Origin of the sequence: Clostridium paraputrificum (genome assembly GCF_900447045.1) — a bacterium.
GTDB lineage: Bacteria > Bacillota > Clostridia > Clostridiales > Clostridiaceae > Clostridium > Clostridium paraputrificum.
Genome location: NZ_UAWH01000019.1, coordinates 12,620 through 28,453 on the forward strand (window position 1 = coordinate 12,620; position 15,834 = coordinate 28,453).

Genomic DNA, 15,834 nt, shown 5'->3' on the forward strand with positions numbered 1-15,834 from the left:
TCTGAAAATTGCACACAATTATTGAAATATTTTTAACTTGGTCAAGCCCTCGACCTATTAGTATCAGTCAGCTACATACATTACTGCACTTACACCTCTGACCTATCAACCTCGTGTTCTTCAAGGGGTCTTACTAGCTTATGCTATGGGAAATCTCATCTTGAGGTGGGCTTCACGCTTAGATGCTTTCAGCGTTTATCCCTTCCCGACTTAGCTACCCAGCTGTGCTCCTGGCGGAACAACTGGTGCACCAGAGGTCAGTCCATCCCGGTCCTCTCGTACTAAGGACAGCTCCTCTCAAATTTCCTACGCCCGCGACGGATAGGGACCGAACTGTCTCACGACGTTCTGAACCCAGCTCGCGTGCCGCTTTAATGGGCGAACAGCCCAACCCTTGGGACCTACTTCAGCCCCAGGATGCGACGAGCCGACATCGAGGTGCCAAACCTCCCCGTCGATGTGGACTCTTGGGGGAGATCAGCCTGTTATCCCCGAGGTAGCTTTTATCCGTTGAGCGATGGCCCTCCCACGAGGTACCACCGGATCACTAAGCCCGACTTTCGTCCCTGCTCCACTTGTGGGTGTCGCAGTCAGGCTCCCTTCTGCCTTTGCACTCTTCGAACGATTTCCGACCGTTCTGAGGGAACCTTTGGGCGCCTCCGTTACTTTTTAGGAGGCGACCGCCCCAGTCAAACTGCCCACCTAACAATGTCCTGTCACCAGATTCATGGCATCCAGTTAGAACCTCAGTACTGTCAGGGTGGTATCCCAAGGACGACTCCATCAAGGCTGACGCCCTGATTTCCCAGTCTCCCACCTATCCTGTACAGACAATACCGAAATTCAATGCTAAGCTACAGTAAAGCTCTACGGGGTCTTTCCGTCCAATCGCGGGTAGCGAGCATCTTCACTCGCACTACAACTTCGCCGGATTCACAGTTGAGACAGTGCCCAAGTCATTACGCCATTCGTGCGGGTCAGAACTTACCTGACAAGGAATTTCGCTACCTTAGGACCGTTATAGTTACGGCCGCCGTTTACTGGGGCTTAAGTTCACACCTTCGCTTGCGCTAAGTGTTCCCCTTAACCTTCCAGCACCGGGCAGGCGTCAGCCCCTATACATCAGCTTTCGCTTTAGCAGAGACCTGTGTTTTTGCTAAACAGTTGCTTGGGCCTATTCTCTGCGGCCTGCTCTCACAGGCACCCCTTCTCCCTAAGTTACGGGGTCAATTTGCCTAGTTCCTTAACTGTGATTCTTCCGCCGGCCTTAGGATTCTCTCCTCATCTACCTGTGTCGGTTTGCGGTACGGGCACTACATCTCTCTCTAGATGCTTTTCTTGGAAGCATGGAATCAAGTACTTCGGTTCCGTAGAACCTTCCCCATCACGCCTCAGAATTGTTAGGACGGATTTGCCTTTCCTAACTCCCTAAACGCTTAGACTAGCATCCAATAGCTAGCACACTCTATCCTTCTCCGTCACACCATCGATAATAACGATCAGTAGTGGTATCGGAATATCAACCGATTGTCCATCGCCTACGCCTTTCGGCCTCGGCTTAGGTCCCGACTAACCCTCAGCGGACGAACCTTCCTGAGGAAACCTTAGATATTCGGCCTGTGGGATTCTCACCCACATCTCGCTACTAATGCCAACATTCTCACTCGTAATCAGTCCACCGCTCCTTACGGTACGACTTCAGCCCGATTACGACGCTCCTCTACCGCTCACACATAAGTGTGAACCCGTAGCTTCGGTGGTAAGTTTGAGCCCCGGACATCTTCGGCGCAGGATCTCTCGACTAGTGAGCTATTACGCACTCTTTTAATGAGTGGCTGCTTCTAAGCCAACATCCTAGTTGTCTTAGAAATCCCACATCCTTTTCCACTTAACTTACACTTTGGGACCTTAGCTGACGATCTGGGCTGTTTCCCTTTTGACTACGGAACTTATCTTTCGCAGTCTGACTGCCGGACTAATAGTATGTGGCATTCGGAGTTTGATAAGGTTCGGTAAGCGCTATGCCCCCTAGCCCATTCAGTGCTCTACCTCCACTACTCATATCCGACGCTAGCCCTAAAGCTATTTCGAGGAGAACCAGCTATCTCCGAGTTCGATTGGAATTTCTCCGCTATCCACAGCTCATCCCATGCTTTTTCAACAGCAACGTGGTTCGGTCCTCCACGGGGTTTTACCCCCGCTTCAACCTGGCCATGGATAGGTCACCCGGTTTCGGGTCTACGGCATGCAACTAGTCGCCCTATTAAGACTCGGTTTCCCTTCGGCTCCGTACCTTAAGTACTTAACCTTGCTACATACCGTAACTCGTTGGCTCGTTCTACAAAAAGCACGTCATCACCCTCATAAGGGGCTTTGACCGGTTGTAGGCACACGGTTTCAGGTTCTATTTCACTCCCCTCCCGGGGTTCTTTTCACCTTTCCCTCACGGTACTGCTTCACTATCGGTCATCAGGTAGTATTTAGCCTTGGGAGGTGGTCCTCCCTGCTTCCCACAAGGTTTCACGTGTCTCGTGGTACTCTGGATCAGAACTTGATTATTATGAATTTCACTTACGTGGCTATTACACTCTATGGCTTGACTTTCCAGTCATCTTCAATTATCCATAACTTCTCGTTAATGTTCTGTCCGCAACCCCGGAAATAAATTTCCGGTTTGGGCTCTTTCCCTTTCGCTCGCCGCTACTAAGAAAATCGATTTTTCTTTCTCTTCCTCCAGGTACTTAGATGTTTCAGTTCCCTGGGTTTACCTTCCATAAGCTATGTATTCACCTATGGATACATGGGGTTTCCCATGTGAGTTTCCTCATTCGGAAATCTTCGGATCTCTGGCTATGTGCGCCTACCCGAAGCTTATCGCAGCTTATCACGTCCTTCATCGGCTCCTGATGCCAAGGCATTCACCATGCGCCCTTTGTAGCTTGACCTATTGTCATGATATTAGTTTTAAAACTAAGTTACAAAGAATATTTCTTGGCTATGTTGTATTAACATATCTATATAATTATGTGCAATTTTCAAAGAACATTTGAGCAAACTTGGTCGCTCAAAATTGAACAGAAAGTTAAAAAACAGATTCTAATTTGTACTAGTCAAGCTTCTTGCTTGCTAGATTTCTCCATAGAAAGGAGGTGATCCAGCCGCAGGTTCTCCTACGGCTACCTTGTTACGACTTCACCCCAATCGCTGACCCTACCTTAGGTGGCTTCCTCCCTTACGGGTTAGATCACCAACTTTGGGTATTGCCAACTCTCATGGTGTGACGGGCGGTGTGTACAAGGCCCGGGAACGTATTCACCGCGACATTCTGATTCGCGATTACTAGTAACTCCAGCTTCATGTAGGCGAGTTTCAGCCTACAATCCGAACTGAGACCGGTTTTATAGTTTTGCTCCACCTCACGGTATTGCATCTCGTTGTACCGGCCATTGTAGCACGTGTGTAGCCCTAGACATAAGGGGCATGATGATTTGACGTCATCCCCACCTTCCTCCCGGTTAACCCGGGCAGTCTCGCTAGAGTGCTCAACTAAATGGTAGCAACTAACAATAAGGGTTGCGCTCGTTGCGGGACTTAACCCAACATCTCACGACACGAGCTGACGACAACCATGCACCACCTGTCTTCCTGTCCCCGAAAGGACTTCCCACATTACATGGTAATTCAGGAGATGTCAAGTCTAGGTAAGGTTCTTCGCGTTGCTTCGAATTAAACCACATGCTCCGCTACTTGTGCGGGCCCCCGTCAATTCCTTTGAGTTTTAATCTTGCGACCGTACTCCCCAGGCGGAATACTTAATGCGTTAGCGGCGGCACAGAGGTCATGACAACCCCTACACCTAGTATTCATCGTTTACGGCGTGGACTACCAGGGTATCTAATCCTGTTTGCTCCCCACGCTTTCGAGCCTCAGCGTCAGTTACAGTCCAGAAAGTCGCCTTTGCCACTGGTGTTCTTCCTAATCTCTACGCATTTCACCGCTACACTAGGAATTCCACTTTCCCCTCCTGCACTCTAGATTTCCAGTTTGGAATGCAGCACCCAGGTTGAGCCCGGGTATTTCACATCCCACTTAAAAATCCGCCTACGCTCCCTTTACGCCCAGTAAATCCGGACAACGCTTGCCACCTACGTATTACCGCGGCTGCTGGCACGTAGTTAGCCGTGGCTTCCTCCTTGGGTACCGTCATTATCGTCCCCAAAGACAGAGCTTTACAACCCGAAGGCCGTCATCACTCACGCGGCGTTGCTGCATCAGGGTTTCCCCCATTGTGCAATATTCCCCACTGCTGCCTCCCGTAGGAGTCTGGGCCGTGTCTCAGTCCCAATGTGGCCGATCACCCTCTCAGGTCGGCTACGCATCGTCGCCTTGGTGAGCCGTTACCTCACCAACTAGCTAATGCGCCGCGGGCCCATCTTATAGCGGATTGCTCCTTTAATTGCTACTTCATGCGAAGCTACAATCTTATGCGGTATTAATCTTCCTTTCGGAAGGCTATTCCCCTCTATAAGGCAGGTTGCCCACGTGTTACTCACCCGTCCGCCGCTAATCCGTTCCCGAAGGAACTTCATCGCTCGACTTGCATGTGTTAGGCACGCCGCCAGCGTTCGTCCTGAGCCAGGATCAAACTCTCAATAAAAAGTTTAATCTTGCTACTTGATTTCTCAAGTTTACTCGTAAAAAAGAATTGCTGGTTTTTAACTTTATATTCTGTTCAATTTTCAAAGACCAATTTGTATGTCGCACTCAATCGACTACTTTATCTTACCACTCAACTCGAATCTTGTCAACAACTTTTTTATTTTTTTCAAATTTACTTGTTGTCCACATTTACTTGATTCCTGCCTTGCGACGAGATTTATCTTATCACGATATTCGACATCACACGACATATAATTTCTTATTTTCTTAAGTTAAACTTTATATAACTTGGCATATCTACTATTCTCTTTATTATTCACATGGTGATACACCAGGATTAGTGTAATAATTTGAATTTGATTTTTATACGATTATAAACAAAAGAGACGTAGAATTAACCAACTCTACGTCTCTTATTATGAAGTTAGGGAAGAACTTCTAAACTACATTAATTGTTTTATATTCGTTACTAGTGGATCAGCTAAAGTACCAACAACTATTTGATAGTTAGTTTCATCTAACTTCATAATTCCGCTAGCACCTAAACTCTTAAGCTTCTTTTCATCAATTAATCCACCATTTACAACAGTTAATCTTATTCTAGTTATACACGCATCTATACTTTCTATATTAGCTGAACCACCTATTGCTTCTAATATTCCTTCAGCCTTTTTAGCTATTCCTGATGACTTTTCCAATTCTCCATTATCACCAACAACATCTTCATCATCTTCTCTACCTGGAGTCTTTAAGTTAAATTTCTTAATTACTAAGTAGAACACTACAAAGTAAATTGCTGCGAATATTAGTCCTACTCCTATAGCTAAAATCGGTTTTGTTGATATACCAAATCCAAGTAAGTAATCTGTTAAACCTGCCGAGAATCCAAATCCTAATTTAATACCTAAAATACTTGCAACTGCTAACGCTATACCAGTCATTAATGCATGGAATACATATAATACTGGAGCTAAGAACATAAATGTAAACTCTATTGGTTCTGTTATACCTGTTAAAAATGCTGTTAAAGCAATACTTAAGAACATACCAGTTACAGCTTTTCTCTTAGACTTTTTAGCTGCTAATATCATAGCGAAACATGCTGCTGGTAATGCAAACATCATTATAAAGAAGAAGCCACTCATGTAAGTACCTGCAGTAGGGTCTCCAGCAAAGAATCTAGCTATATCCCCATATACTATAGTACCATCAGCCTTTGGATATGAACCAAATTGGAACCAGAATATTGAGTTAAATACATGGTGTAATCCAAATGGAAGTAATAATCTATTTAATAAACCAAATACGAAAGCACCTATTGCTCCTGCTGCTGCCATTTCGTTACCAAATGTATCTAAGGCACCTTGAATAGATGGCCATACAAATCCAGCAACAACACCTAGTATTAAACAAGAAACTGAAGTTATAATAGGCACAAATCTCTTACCACCAAAGAATCCTAGGAATTCTGGAAGCTGAATATCATTAAACTTATTATATAAGTATCCAGTTAATATACCTACTATAATACCTGCTAGAACTCCCATATTAATGCTTTTATCAAAGGAAGTCGCTACATTAGTAATTGTGAAATACCCAACAACTGCTGCAAGACCTGCAGTACCATTGTTTTGTTTTGCTAAACCTATTGCTATACCAACCGCAAAAATAATTGCTAAATTATCAAAAATTGCTGCACCTGCACCTGCCATCCATGGAAGGTCAAGAACATCCGCTGCACCAAGTCTATTTAGTATTGCCGCTGCTGGCATTACCGCTACTGGTGTCATCATTGCTTTTCCTAGTTTTTGAAACATTCCTAGGACTTTGTTATTTCCTTTTGACATATAAAATCCTCCTTTTTTAATAAACATTTCAGATTAACTTGGCTAAATAATAAATGTATAATTTCTGTTTTTGGGCAACAAAAAAAGCCGAAAAGAAATAGAATTTTACTTCCATTCTTTCCGGCTAATGCCCATATTGGTAACACGCCAATTTATAATCCGTTATTTATCTTTGACTTTATTTTATTATAAAAACCTTTACATGTCAATATACAATTTAAAATAATTTAATACAAAATTATTGACACTTACTTTTACCAAATATATAATGAGATTAAACGTGTTACTGTTAGATCAGGCATAAGTTTTCATATAAAACTTATGCCTTTTTTTATATGTATATATTAATCAATATACTCTAAAACTAAGAAGAGTTATAGTAGTATATAGTTAAGAAAGGATGTGAGTCTTCCTGTTATATTCAGGAGGTAATTATGTTTGGATTTTTAAAAAAGAAAAAAAATGAACAATCTGTAGAAAACAATTTTAGATTAGTATCAGCTGTAGCTGGTAAATCAATTCCACTATCTGAGGTTCCAGATCCAGTATTCGCACAAAAAATGGCTGGAGATGGTATTGCTATTGACACTACTGGTGATACTATAGTTGCTCCTGCTGATGGAGAATTAACTTTAGTATTCAAAACAAAACATGCTTTTGCATTAACATTAGAAAATGGTGTTGAGCTTTTAGTACATATAGGAATAGAAACAGTAGGCCTAGAAGGTGAAGGTTTCGAACAATTAGTTGAACAAGGAGCAAAGGTTAAAGCTGGAACTCCAATAATCAAGATTGATAGAGAATTAATAAAGAGTAAGGGATTATCATTAATTACTCCAATATTAATAACAAATCCTGATATCTTAGGAACAATAACACCAGTTGAAAATATAGATACTATCGCTGGAGAAACAACAGTTATAGAATATACAGTTAAATAATAAAAGCGAAGGATGATTCCTTCGCTTTTATTATTTATATATTAGTTTATTCCTAATATTTTATTTATTTCATTCTTATATCTATCAGCTTTAACTCCAAATATTGCTTGAATTCCGTTACCTACTTCTACAACACCTGTTGCACCTAAAGCTTTTATTCTATCTTTATCTACTTTTGACTTATCTTTAACTTCTATTCTAAGTCTTGTAATACATGCATCAACACTTACTATATTTTCTTCTCCACCAAATGCTTCTAATACTAATGGTGCATTTTCTTCTATTTCACCCTTAGCTCCTTTTGATGCTTGGTAGTCAGCTTTTGTAAATAACTTAGTATCCTCTTCGTTTTCATCTCTACCAGGAGTTTTTAAGTTAAACTTCTTTATCATAAATGAGAATAAGAAATAGTAAACTACTGCATATACTAATCCAACAACTATAACCATAAACCACTTAGTTGGAACTCCTGCACCTGCTGGAAGTAATCCAAATAAGCTAAAGTCTATTAAACCACCTGAGAAAGTCATACCTATAAATACGTTAAATATATCCATTAGCATGAATGATAAACCTGCAAGTAAACAGTGAACCCCATATAAAACTGGTGCTACGAATAAGAATGTAAACTCTAAAGGTTCAGTAATACCTGTTAATAATGAAGTAACTGCTGCTGCTAATAATAATGACCCAACAGTCTTCTTCTTATTTGGTGCTGCACATCTATACATTGCAAATGCTGCTGCTGGTAAACCAAACATCATGAATGGGAATTTACCTGCCATGAATCTTGTAGTACCACTAACAATATTAGCCATAGTATCTGCAGATGCACCAACTAAATCTGTCATGCTTGATAATTGAGCAAAGTATGCTGTGTTCGCACCTGCAACTGTTTGCCATGCTCCATCTACTAAAACATGACCTTCAACAAATGAACCAAACCAGAATGGAGTATAGAATACGTGATGTAATCCAAATGGAATTAACGCTCTTTCTATTATTCCATATAGTAATGTTCCTATTGAACCTGCATCTCTAACTACATTTGCAATTACTGCTATACCATCTTGAACAACAGGCCATGCAAAAGCAAGTACTGCACCAACTAAAGCCATAACAACAGAAGTTATTATTGGTACAAATCTTGAACCAGAGAAGAAACCTATAACTTGTGGTAATTGAATTTCATGGAACTTATCATGTAATAGCGCTGTAATAATACCAGTAATAATACCTCCGAATACTGACATGTTTAATGTAAATATCCCCAGGTTAGTTGTAACATAAGTTCCGTACTCTCCTACATTATTTGGAGTAAGAACTCCTAGCTGAGTAGTACCTAAAGCAAGTAATGTTGATATAACTTGGTTCATTACTATGAATCCAAATACAGAAGCTAGGGCAGCAGTTCCTTTATCTTTCTTAGCTAAACCAACTGCTACTCCCACTGCAAATAAAATTGGTAAGTTACCAAATACGATATCACCTATATTCTTCATAACTGTTAATATTGCAGTTACTGCTGGTATATTAACAAATGAAATTAATGGTTCATATACTGCTGGTGGATTACTTAATCCTGAGATACCTAATAATGCACCACCAACTCCTAGTAGTATACCTGCAATAGGTAATGCTGCTATTGGAAGCATTATAGCTTTACCTATTCTTTGTAAATATTTAAGCATTTCTAATTCCTCCTAAAATACTAATTATAAGTTCTAGTAGTAAGGTAAATTTATTAAAGCTGGCCAGCTAAAGGCAATTTAGGCAACAAAAAAAGACTCAATTATAGCATTTCTAAATCTACTTATAATTATTCCTAATAAGTAAATCATAATACTTCTATCAAGTCTTGCCTGCATTACCAGTTACACCTTACTTTATTTAATTTATAATTTAATAATATCATATCCATAAACTCATGTGAAGTTTTTTTTATAATTATTATCTAATTGACATTCTAAATCTTTCTATATGAATTGTTAAAAATGTCACTTCATCTTCCATGACCTTTATACCTAATTCATCCTCTATAATTTTAGCCACCTCTTCTGCTACAGAAAATGATTCTTTATAACTTGACTTAATAATTTTTGTAAGTTCATTGTCTATATGTATATTTTCCATAATTCTTTGAATAGCAAATTTAATATGGGTTAAGAATCTAGCATAATCTAATGACTTTCTATCTATTTCTATATTTAACCTATCTTCAACATGTTCTACTATAGTACTTCCTAAATAACTATTCTTTAATGTATTTGATATCTTTCCATTATTTATTGCCGAATGTATATGCAGTGCTATAAATGCGATTTCACCATCAGGTATATCTACATTGCAATATGCTCCTACCTTTTTAGCAACCATATCTGCTAACATATATTCCTTAGAATATAGTGTTTCTATCTCAACCAAAAAAGGATTTTCAATCTCTTCATTATTTTTCAATCTTTTTACTGCAAAATATAGGTGATCAATTAATCCTATATGAATACTTTCATTTAACTCTTGATTTATTTTTTCCGATATTTCATATATAGCCTCTTCACATACAACAAAGAAGTCATTATCCACTTTTTCTATCATAGTATTAAGATTTTCAATATTATCACTATCTGCAATAGTAAATATCTTATCTACTTTTATTCCTTTTGGTATAACATATCCAGGCTTCTTTCCAAACCCTATTCCCTTAGCAAATAATATTTTTTCATGATCCTCTGAATTTACTAATATAATGTTATTATTAAATACCTTAGTTACTATTTCATCATTACTTAAAATCAACCTTTAATCACCCCTTACTTTATAATAGGTAATATGGTCTTTCCATCCACCATTTATATATAAATACTTTTTATTTATTCCTAACTCTTTGAAACCACAACCAATTAATACATGCTTTGAAGGTTCATTATCAACTAAGGCTGAAGCCTCTACTCTATGAAGATCTAAATCCTCGAATGCATAATTAACAACTAAGTTAACAGCTTCTTTCATATATCCTTTGCCTTGTTCATCTTTATCAATAGAATATCCAAGTATTCCACTTTTAAAAATTCCATATACTATATTAGACAATTTAAGCTTTCCTATTAGGTAATCATCTTTAAATATGCCTAAGTCTACTGCTGTTCCATTTAAGAATTGTCTATAGCTATCACTCAATATATTTTTTTGTACTTCATAAGTGTAAAAACTATTATCCCTTAAAGGTTCAAATGGTTCTAGATGTTTTTTATTTCTTATATAATAATCCAACAGATTTTGTGCATGCTCTGGAGCTAATAACTTAATATTAAAATCTCTACCTTCTATATTCACTAAACTTATTCTGTTCCCATAATTATAATCACTTCTATTTATCCCCATGGATAATTCACTAAAATAATTTCCTTGTGAATATATATTTTCATTAAATATACCTTCTAGAACGAACCCTAAGTCTAAGAATGGGCTTACAGGAATAAGTTCAGAAATAAAGATATTAATTTTATTTACTCTTATTTCATTAAATACAGCTTTTAATACTAACTTTAAGGTTTCAATCAGTAAATCTTGATCATTAACTCTATAAAATTTAAACTTAATATCACATTTTCTATTCTCTTCATTTAAATCCATAATTATAAATCTACCAATGTTTATTTTATCCTTATCTTTTATAATATACTCATTAGAATTACCAGGACTTTTTAAAATGCTTATTCCCAATGTCTGTGGCATAAAGTCATCTCCTAAACCATCATATATAATAACCTATTATATATTATAGTTTAAAATCTTTACAATACAAGAAGTACAAAGTTGTGAAATTAATCAATTTAACATATATTTATTCTCTTCCTCATATATTTAATTAAAATTAATTACATAAGGAGGTTTTTCCATAAAATTATTAAAAAAGAATAAACAAAAAAACTCTTTATTAATTCCTTGTATACTTATTTTTTTAGGTATCTTTATTGGTTATACTATTTTTCTACTTCCTTCAAAATCGAAAAAACAATGGACACTTCCCGATGCATCAGGTACAGGGGTTAAATATCTAACAGAGGAAAGTATTATAAATAATATAAATGAAACTAATCTCTTAATTCCTTTAGAACTTGAGCTATCTGAAACAATTACTGTTGATGATAGTTGGGGAGACTTTAGCATATTTGAAAAATATAAAGAGATAACTTATTTTGCTGATTGTTCTTATATGATTGATTTATCTAAAATTTCCTCTTCTGATTTAAAAATGAATTCTACTACTAGAGATGTAGAACTTAATATCTCGGCCCCCACAGTATACTCGGTAAATATAAATCATAATAAAACAATTTATGAGGAAGCTGTGACAGGATTACTTAGATTTGGAGATATAGAATTAAATGCAGAAGAGTATGGTGTAATAGAAAGAGAAGTAAAGAAACGATTTACTAATAAAATGAATTCTAAAGATTTATATGATAGAGCTTGTTCTTCTAGCAACATAGCTTTAGAAAAGTTTTTAAAAACTATTCTTGGAGAAGATATTAAAACAACATTTATATATAAATAAAATAAACCTATATTTATATGTTTATATGTTTTTATATTTTTATATTTATATAAATATAAGTTCTTCATATTAATAAAGAGCGCTGTAAAGTTTATTAACCTTACAACAGCTCTTTTATTTTACATAGATAATATATCTTTAATAACTTCTCCAGCTATTATCATCCCAGCAACAGGTGGAACAAAGGACATACTTCCTGGTATCTGTCTTTTAGCTGCACACTTTTTAGTTGATTCACCAGTACAAACACATCCAGTTTTACAAGTAACTACATCTTCTGTTCTTGGTTTTGTAGGAATCTCTTCAGAATAAACAACCTTAAGTTTCTTTACTCCCCTTCTCTTCAACTCATATCTCATAACCTTAGCTAAAGGACATACTTTAGTCTTATATATATCCGCCACCTTAAATTGAGTTGGATCAAACTTATTTCCTGTACCCATTGAACTCATAATATTTATTCCTTTAGCAGAACAATATTCAACTAAGGCAATCTTTGCTGATACTGTATCAATTGCATCAACTACATAATCAACGTCATCTGGAATTAATTCTGGTATATTTTCTTTAGTTACAAATACTTGATGAGTTATTACCTCACACTTTCTGTTTATAGAAAGAATTCTTTCTTTCATAACTTCAACTTTAACCTTACTTATAGTTTTATAAGTAGCGTGTATTTGTCTATTTAAGTTTGTAAGACATACAGTATCATCATCAACTAATATTAATGTTCCTACTCCTGCTCTTGTTAATGCCTCTACAGTATAGCTTCCTACTCCTCCTACTCCAAATATCATTACTTTACTATTTCTTAATTTATCTAAACCATCTTTTCCAATTAATAATTCTGTTCTAGATAAAGGATGTTGTAACATTCCTAATCTCTCCTTACATTTAAAGATTTTATTTGTTTATTTTATTTTATATCTTATATTATTGCAACCCCAATATTTCTTTATTTATTGTTATAAATTCCAGTAATTGTATATAATTAAAATATAAGTTTATAAGGGGGAATTTCTATGAGAAATTTAATGCAAAACATTTTTAGTCCTTTAAAAAATATAGAAAACGAGAATATAGAATTTGATATTGGATTTTGGAAAAGTATAGGAGTAATTTTATTATGGCTAATTGTTGATTTTATTATTACGCTTTTATCATATCCATTAACTCTTCAATCTAAAGTAGAATCTTTAACTTTTTCTATCATTTCAGTAGTAAAGTTATTTTTCTTACCTATTGAGGTATTTATACTTAATAAAGTCTTTGGAAGAAGAACAAATGAACTAAATACATTTAAAAAAGTTAATAAAAAGACAATATTCCATATTACATTAGTACTTACAATCTTTAGACTTTTATATGACGCTTTTATTTTACCAATAATTCTTAGAATACCTGAAAGCGATACTTTGATACAAGCTGAGCAAAATTTAAATAGTTCTTTTATTTATCTCATCTTATCTGTATGTATAATAGCTCCTATAATAGAAGAAGTTATTTTTAGGGGAATAATATTAAACGGTATGCTTAAAAGATATAATCCTTCTACAGCTATTATTATATCTTCACTATTATTTGCTTTGATACATGGTAATCTTCATCAAGGAATAAATGCTTTTTTATTAGCATTAATAATTGGTTGTATATATTACAAAACACACTCTTTATACTTGACTATTTACTGCCACTTTTTTAATAATACTGCTTCATTTATCCTTTTTATTCCTTCTGCCATTGGTGGAGTAGCTTTTAACATATTAATTTCTTGTTTAATAAGTATTCCTATACTAATTTATTTAAAAAAACATATGCATCTTAATTATGAAAGACGCTTTATAAGTATAATCCCAATAGATGAAAATTTATATTCCAATGATGAAATGTAATATGTTAAACTATAACTATTATTTTATGAATAAACACTTTTAGGAGGATAAATAAAATGACTTTAGGAATAATCGCTGCAATGAGCGAAGAATTAGAAATATTATTAAAAGATATGCAACTTGACTCTTCAACTACAAAAGCTGGAATGACTTTTAACAAAGGTAAGCTTTGGAGTAATGAAGTAATTGCTGTAGTTTGTGGAATTGGAAAAGTAAACGCAGCTGTATGTACACAAATATTAGTATCTGAATTTAACGTAGATAAGGTTATAAATGTTGGTGTTGCTGGTGGTATAGGAAAGGATATATATCCTGGTGATGTAGTTATAGCTACTAACTTAGTTGAACATGATATGGATACTACTGCATTTGGGGATCCACATGGTCAAGTTCCTAGAATGGATACTTTCGACTTTAAATGTGATTCTTCTTTAATAGAATCAGCAAATAGTGCATGTAAAAAGGTTGGAGGTTTCAATACCTTTACAGGTAGAATTGTATCTGGAGATGTATTTGTTGCAGATGTAGAAAAAATTAAGTGGCTAGAAAAAGAATTTAATGCTTTATCTTGCGAGATGGAAGGTGCAAGTATTGCTCACGTTTGCTACTTAAACAACATTCCTGTTGTAGTTATTAGATCAATATCTGATAATGCTAACAATGGAGCTCATATGGACTTTGAAAAGTTCACCCCAATAGCAGTTAAAAACTCTACTTCAATATTAAAAGAAATGCTACTTTCTATGAATTAATAAAATTATACCTACTAGCTACTTTAGCTAGTAGGTATATTTATAGGAGATGATGAAATTGGTTTTAAGTATTGTTGCTTTTATATTTGCATATGGATTAATTAATTATCTTATTGGCAAAAGAATATACAAGTCAATTAATAATAAGATAAAACTTCCCCCTAAATTATTTACTATTTTATTTATCTTATTAAGTTCTTCATTTATTCTTTATGAACTTATTAAAAATTATGTTCCTACATTTATAAATAAGTTATTATATTTTATTGGATCATATTATCTAGCTTTTCTTTTTTACATAATTTTGTTATTTGTAATATCTTTTATTATTTATAGAATATTTAAAAATAAAAAATTAAACTTAGACTTATATTTTTATTCCATTATTCTATCATTAATATTGGTGTGTATAGGTACATACTTTAGTCACTCAATATCTATTAAAAATTATGATATAAAAATAGATAAAACTTTAAAAGATGATGTTAACATAGTACTTGTTTCTGATATACACTTGGGCGAAGTAATTGAAAATAAAAGATTAAATACTTTAGTTGAAAAAATCAATTCATTAAATGGTGATATAGTCTTAATTGCAGGAGATTTAGTAGATAGTGATTTAACCCCTGTTGAAGAAAAAAATATGCTAATTTCATTAAAAGATATAAAAAGCAAATATGGAACATATCTATCCCTTGGAAATCATGATTTCTATACTAATCGATCAGATGAATTAAAAAATATGCTTACCAAAGTAAATGTGAATGTGCTCAGAGATGAAATAACTTTAATTAATGATTCCTTCTACTTAATTGGTAGGGATGATACTACTGTAAAAAGATATAACGAAGAGAGAGACTCATTAAATACTATTAAAAGTTCAATGGATAACTTTAATTCTGATAAACCTGTTATCGTTATAGATCACAATCCTGAATATTTAGATGAATCAATCAGTAATAACATTGATTTGCAAGTATCTGGTCATACCCATAAGGGTCAGGTTTTTCCTATTAATTTAATAACTGATATATTATTTGATGTTGATTATGGATTAGGAAAATTTCAGAATACTTCTATTGTAGTTACTTCTGGCTTTGGAACATGGGGACCTCCTATAAGAATAGGTAGTTCCTCTGAAATAGTAATGATTAAACTACATAATTAAAGAGTAAGGCCTAA

The 15,834-nt window shown here is 35.2% G+C and carries 11 protein-coding genes and 2 rRNA genes; 5 read left to right on the top strand and 8 right to left on the bottom strand.

What is annotated here, in order from left to right; genetic code table 11:
• Nucleotides 1-37 precede the first annotated feature (37 nt).
• The 3 genes from DR024_RS16895 to nagE form a co-directional block, all read right to left on the bottom strand.
• A 23S ribosomal RNA gene (locus DR024_RS16895) occupies nt 38-2,945 on the bottom strand.
• Nucleotides 2,946-3,142: 197 nt separating this feature from the next.
• A 16S ribosomal RNA gene (locus tag DR024_RS16900) occupies nt 3,143-4,657 on the bottom strand.
• Together the 16S and 23S rRNA genes form the textbook arrangement of a ribosomal RNA operon.
• A gap of 445 nt (nt 4,658-5,102) precedes the next feature.
• Nucleotides 5,103-6,506 carry an N-acetylglucosamine-specific PTS transporter subunit IIBC gene (gene nagE, locus DR024_RS16905; RefSeq protein WP_027099092.1) on the bottom strand — a complete coding sequence of 468 codons (1,404 nt, stop codon included), beginning with the start codon at nt 6,504-6,506 and terminating at the stop codon, nt 5,103-5,105.
• Between the two features lie 434 nt (nt 6,507-6,940).
• Here nagE and DR024_RS16910 point away from each other — a divergent pair, with 434 nt between their 5' ends.
• Nucleotides 6,941-7,447: a PTS sugar transporter subunit IIA gene (locus DR024_RS16910; RefSeq protein ID WP_027099093.1), complete on the top strand. Its 507-nt coding sequence runs from the start codon at nt 6,941-6,943 to the stop codon at nt 7,445-7,447.
• A gap of 41 nt (nt 7,448-7,488) precedes the next feature.
• Here the strand turns inward: DR024_RS16910 and DR024_RS16915 are convergent, their stop codons facing one another.
• From DR024_RS16915 to DR024_RS18110, 4 genes are all read right to left on the bottom strand, one after another.
• Nucleotides 7,489-9,138, bottom strand: coding sequence for a PTS transporter subunit EIIC (locus DR024_RS16915; protein WP_027099094.1), 1,650 nt, complete (start codon nt 9,136-9,138; stop codon nt 7,489-7,491).
• Nucleotides 9,139-9,397: 259 nt separating this feature from the next.
• The gene (locus DR024_RS16920; RefSeq protein WP_027099095.1) at nt 9,398-10,243 is read right to left on the bottom strand and encodes a PRD domain-containing protein; all 846 of its coding nucleotides are present in this window, start codon (nt 10,241-10,243) and stop codon (nt 9,398-9,400) included.
• Nucleotides 10,244-10,246: 3 nt separating this feature from the next.
• Nucleotides 10,247-11,182 carry a GNAT family N-acetyltransferase gene (locus tag DR024_RS16925; RefSeq protein WP_027099096.1) on the bottom strand — a complete coding sequence of 312 codons (936 nt, stop codon included), beginning with the start codon at nt 11,180-11,182 and terminating at the stop codon, nt 10,247-10,249.
• Nucleotides 11,183-11,425: 243 nt separating this feature from the next.
• A complete protein-coding gene (locus DR024_RS18110) occupies nt 11,426-11,617 on the bottom strand; it encodes a hypothetical protein (protein WP_242829729.1) in 192 nt (63 codons plus the stop codon).
• Between DR024_RS18110 and DR024_RS18115 the strand changes: the two genes are divergently transcribed.
• Nucleotides 11,583-12,005, top strand: a complete 423-nt coding sequence (locus DR024_RS18115) for a DUF4230 domain-containing protein (RefSeq protein WP_242858098.1) — start codon at nt 11,583-11,585, stop codon at nt 12,003-12,005. The genes DR024_RS18110 and DR024_RS18115 overlap by 35 nt on opposite strands.
• Before the next feature lie 119 nt (nt 12,006-12,124).
• Here the strand turns inward: DR024_RS18115 and DR024_RS16935 are convergent, their stop codons facing one another.
• Nucleotides 12,125-12,883: a tRNA threonylcarbamoyladenosine dehydratase gene (locus DR024_RS16935; protein ID WP_027099097.1), complete on the bottom strand. Its 759-nt coding sequence runs from the start codon at nt 12,881-12,883 to the stop codon at nt 12,125-12,127.
• A 147-nt stretch (nt 12,884-13,030) separates the two neighbouring features.
• Here DR024_RS16935 and DR024_RS16940 point away from each other — a divergent pair, with 147 nt between their 5' ends.
• Genes DR024_RS16940 through DR024_RS16950 form a run of 3 tightly spaced genes read left to right on the top strand, consistent with a single transcriptional unit; the run spans nt 13,031 to nt 15,820 of the window.
• Complete coding sequence (locus tag DR024_RS16940) at nt 13,031-13,900, top strand: CPBP family intramembrane glutamic endopeptidase (protein ID WP_051196019.1); 870 nt, start codon at nt 13,031-13,033, stop codon at nt 13,898-13,900.
• Nucleotides 13,901-13,956: 56 nt separating this feature from the next.
• The gene (locus tag DR024_RS16945) at nt 13,957-14,652 is read left to right on the top strand and encodes a 5'-methylthioadenosine/adenosylhomocysteine nucleosidase (protein WP_027099098.1); all 696 of its coding nucleotides are present in this window, start codon (nt 13,957-13,959) and stop codon (nt 14,650-14,652) included.
• Nucleotides 14,653-14,710: 58 nt separating this feature from the next.
• Nucleotides 14,711-15,820: a metallophosphoesterase gene (locus DR024_RS16950; protein WP_055184941.1), complete on the top strand. Its 1,110-nt coding sequence runs from the start codon at nt 14,711-14,713 to the stop codon at nt 15,818-15,820.
• Nucleotides 15,821-15,834: the final 14 nt, after the last annotated feature.

Excerpts from the sequence above, each read along its gene's own strand:
- nagE (WP_027099092.1), bottom strand. The coding sequence starts at position 6,506 with ATGTCAAAAGGAAATAACAAAGTCCTAGGAATGTTTCAAAAACTAGGA.
- DR024_RS16910 (WP_027099093.1), top strand. The coding sequence starts at position 6,941 with ATGTTTGGATTTTTAAAAAAGAAAAAAAATGAACAATCTGTAGAAAAC.
- DR024_RS16915 (WP_027099094.1), bottom strand. The coding sequence starts at position 9,138 with ATGCTTAAATATTTACAAAGAATAGGTAAAGCTATAATGCTTCCAATA.
- DR024_RS16925 (WP_027099096.1), bottom strand. The coding sequence starts at position 11,182 with ATGCCACAGACATTGGGAATAAGCATTTTAAAAAGTCCTGGTAATTCT.
- DR024_RS18110 (WP_242829729.1), bottom strand. The coding sequence starts at position 11,617 with ATGCTAAAGTCTCCCCAACTATCATCAACAGTAATTGTTTCAGATAGC.
- DR024_RS16935 (WP_027099097.1), bottom strand. The coding sequence starts at position 12,883 with ATGTTACAACATCCTTTATCTAGAACAGAATTATTAATTGGAAAAGAT.
- DR024_RS16940 (WP_051196019.1), top strand. The coding sequence starts at position 13,031 with ATGAGAAATTTAATGCAAAACATTTTTAGTCCTTTAAAAAATATAGAA.
- DR024_RS16945 (WP_027099098.1), top strand. The coding sequence starts at position 13,957 with ATGACTTTAGGAATAATCGCTGCAATGAGCGAAGAATTAGAAATATTA.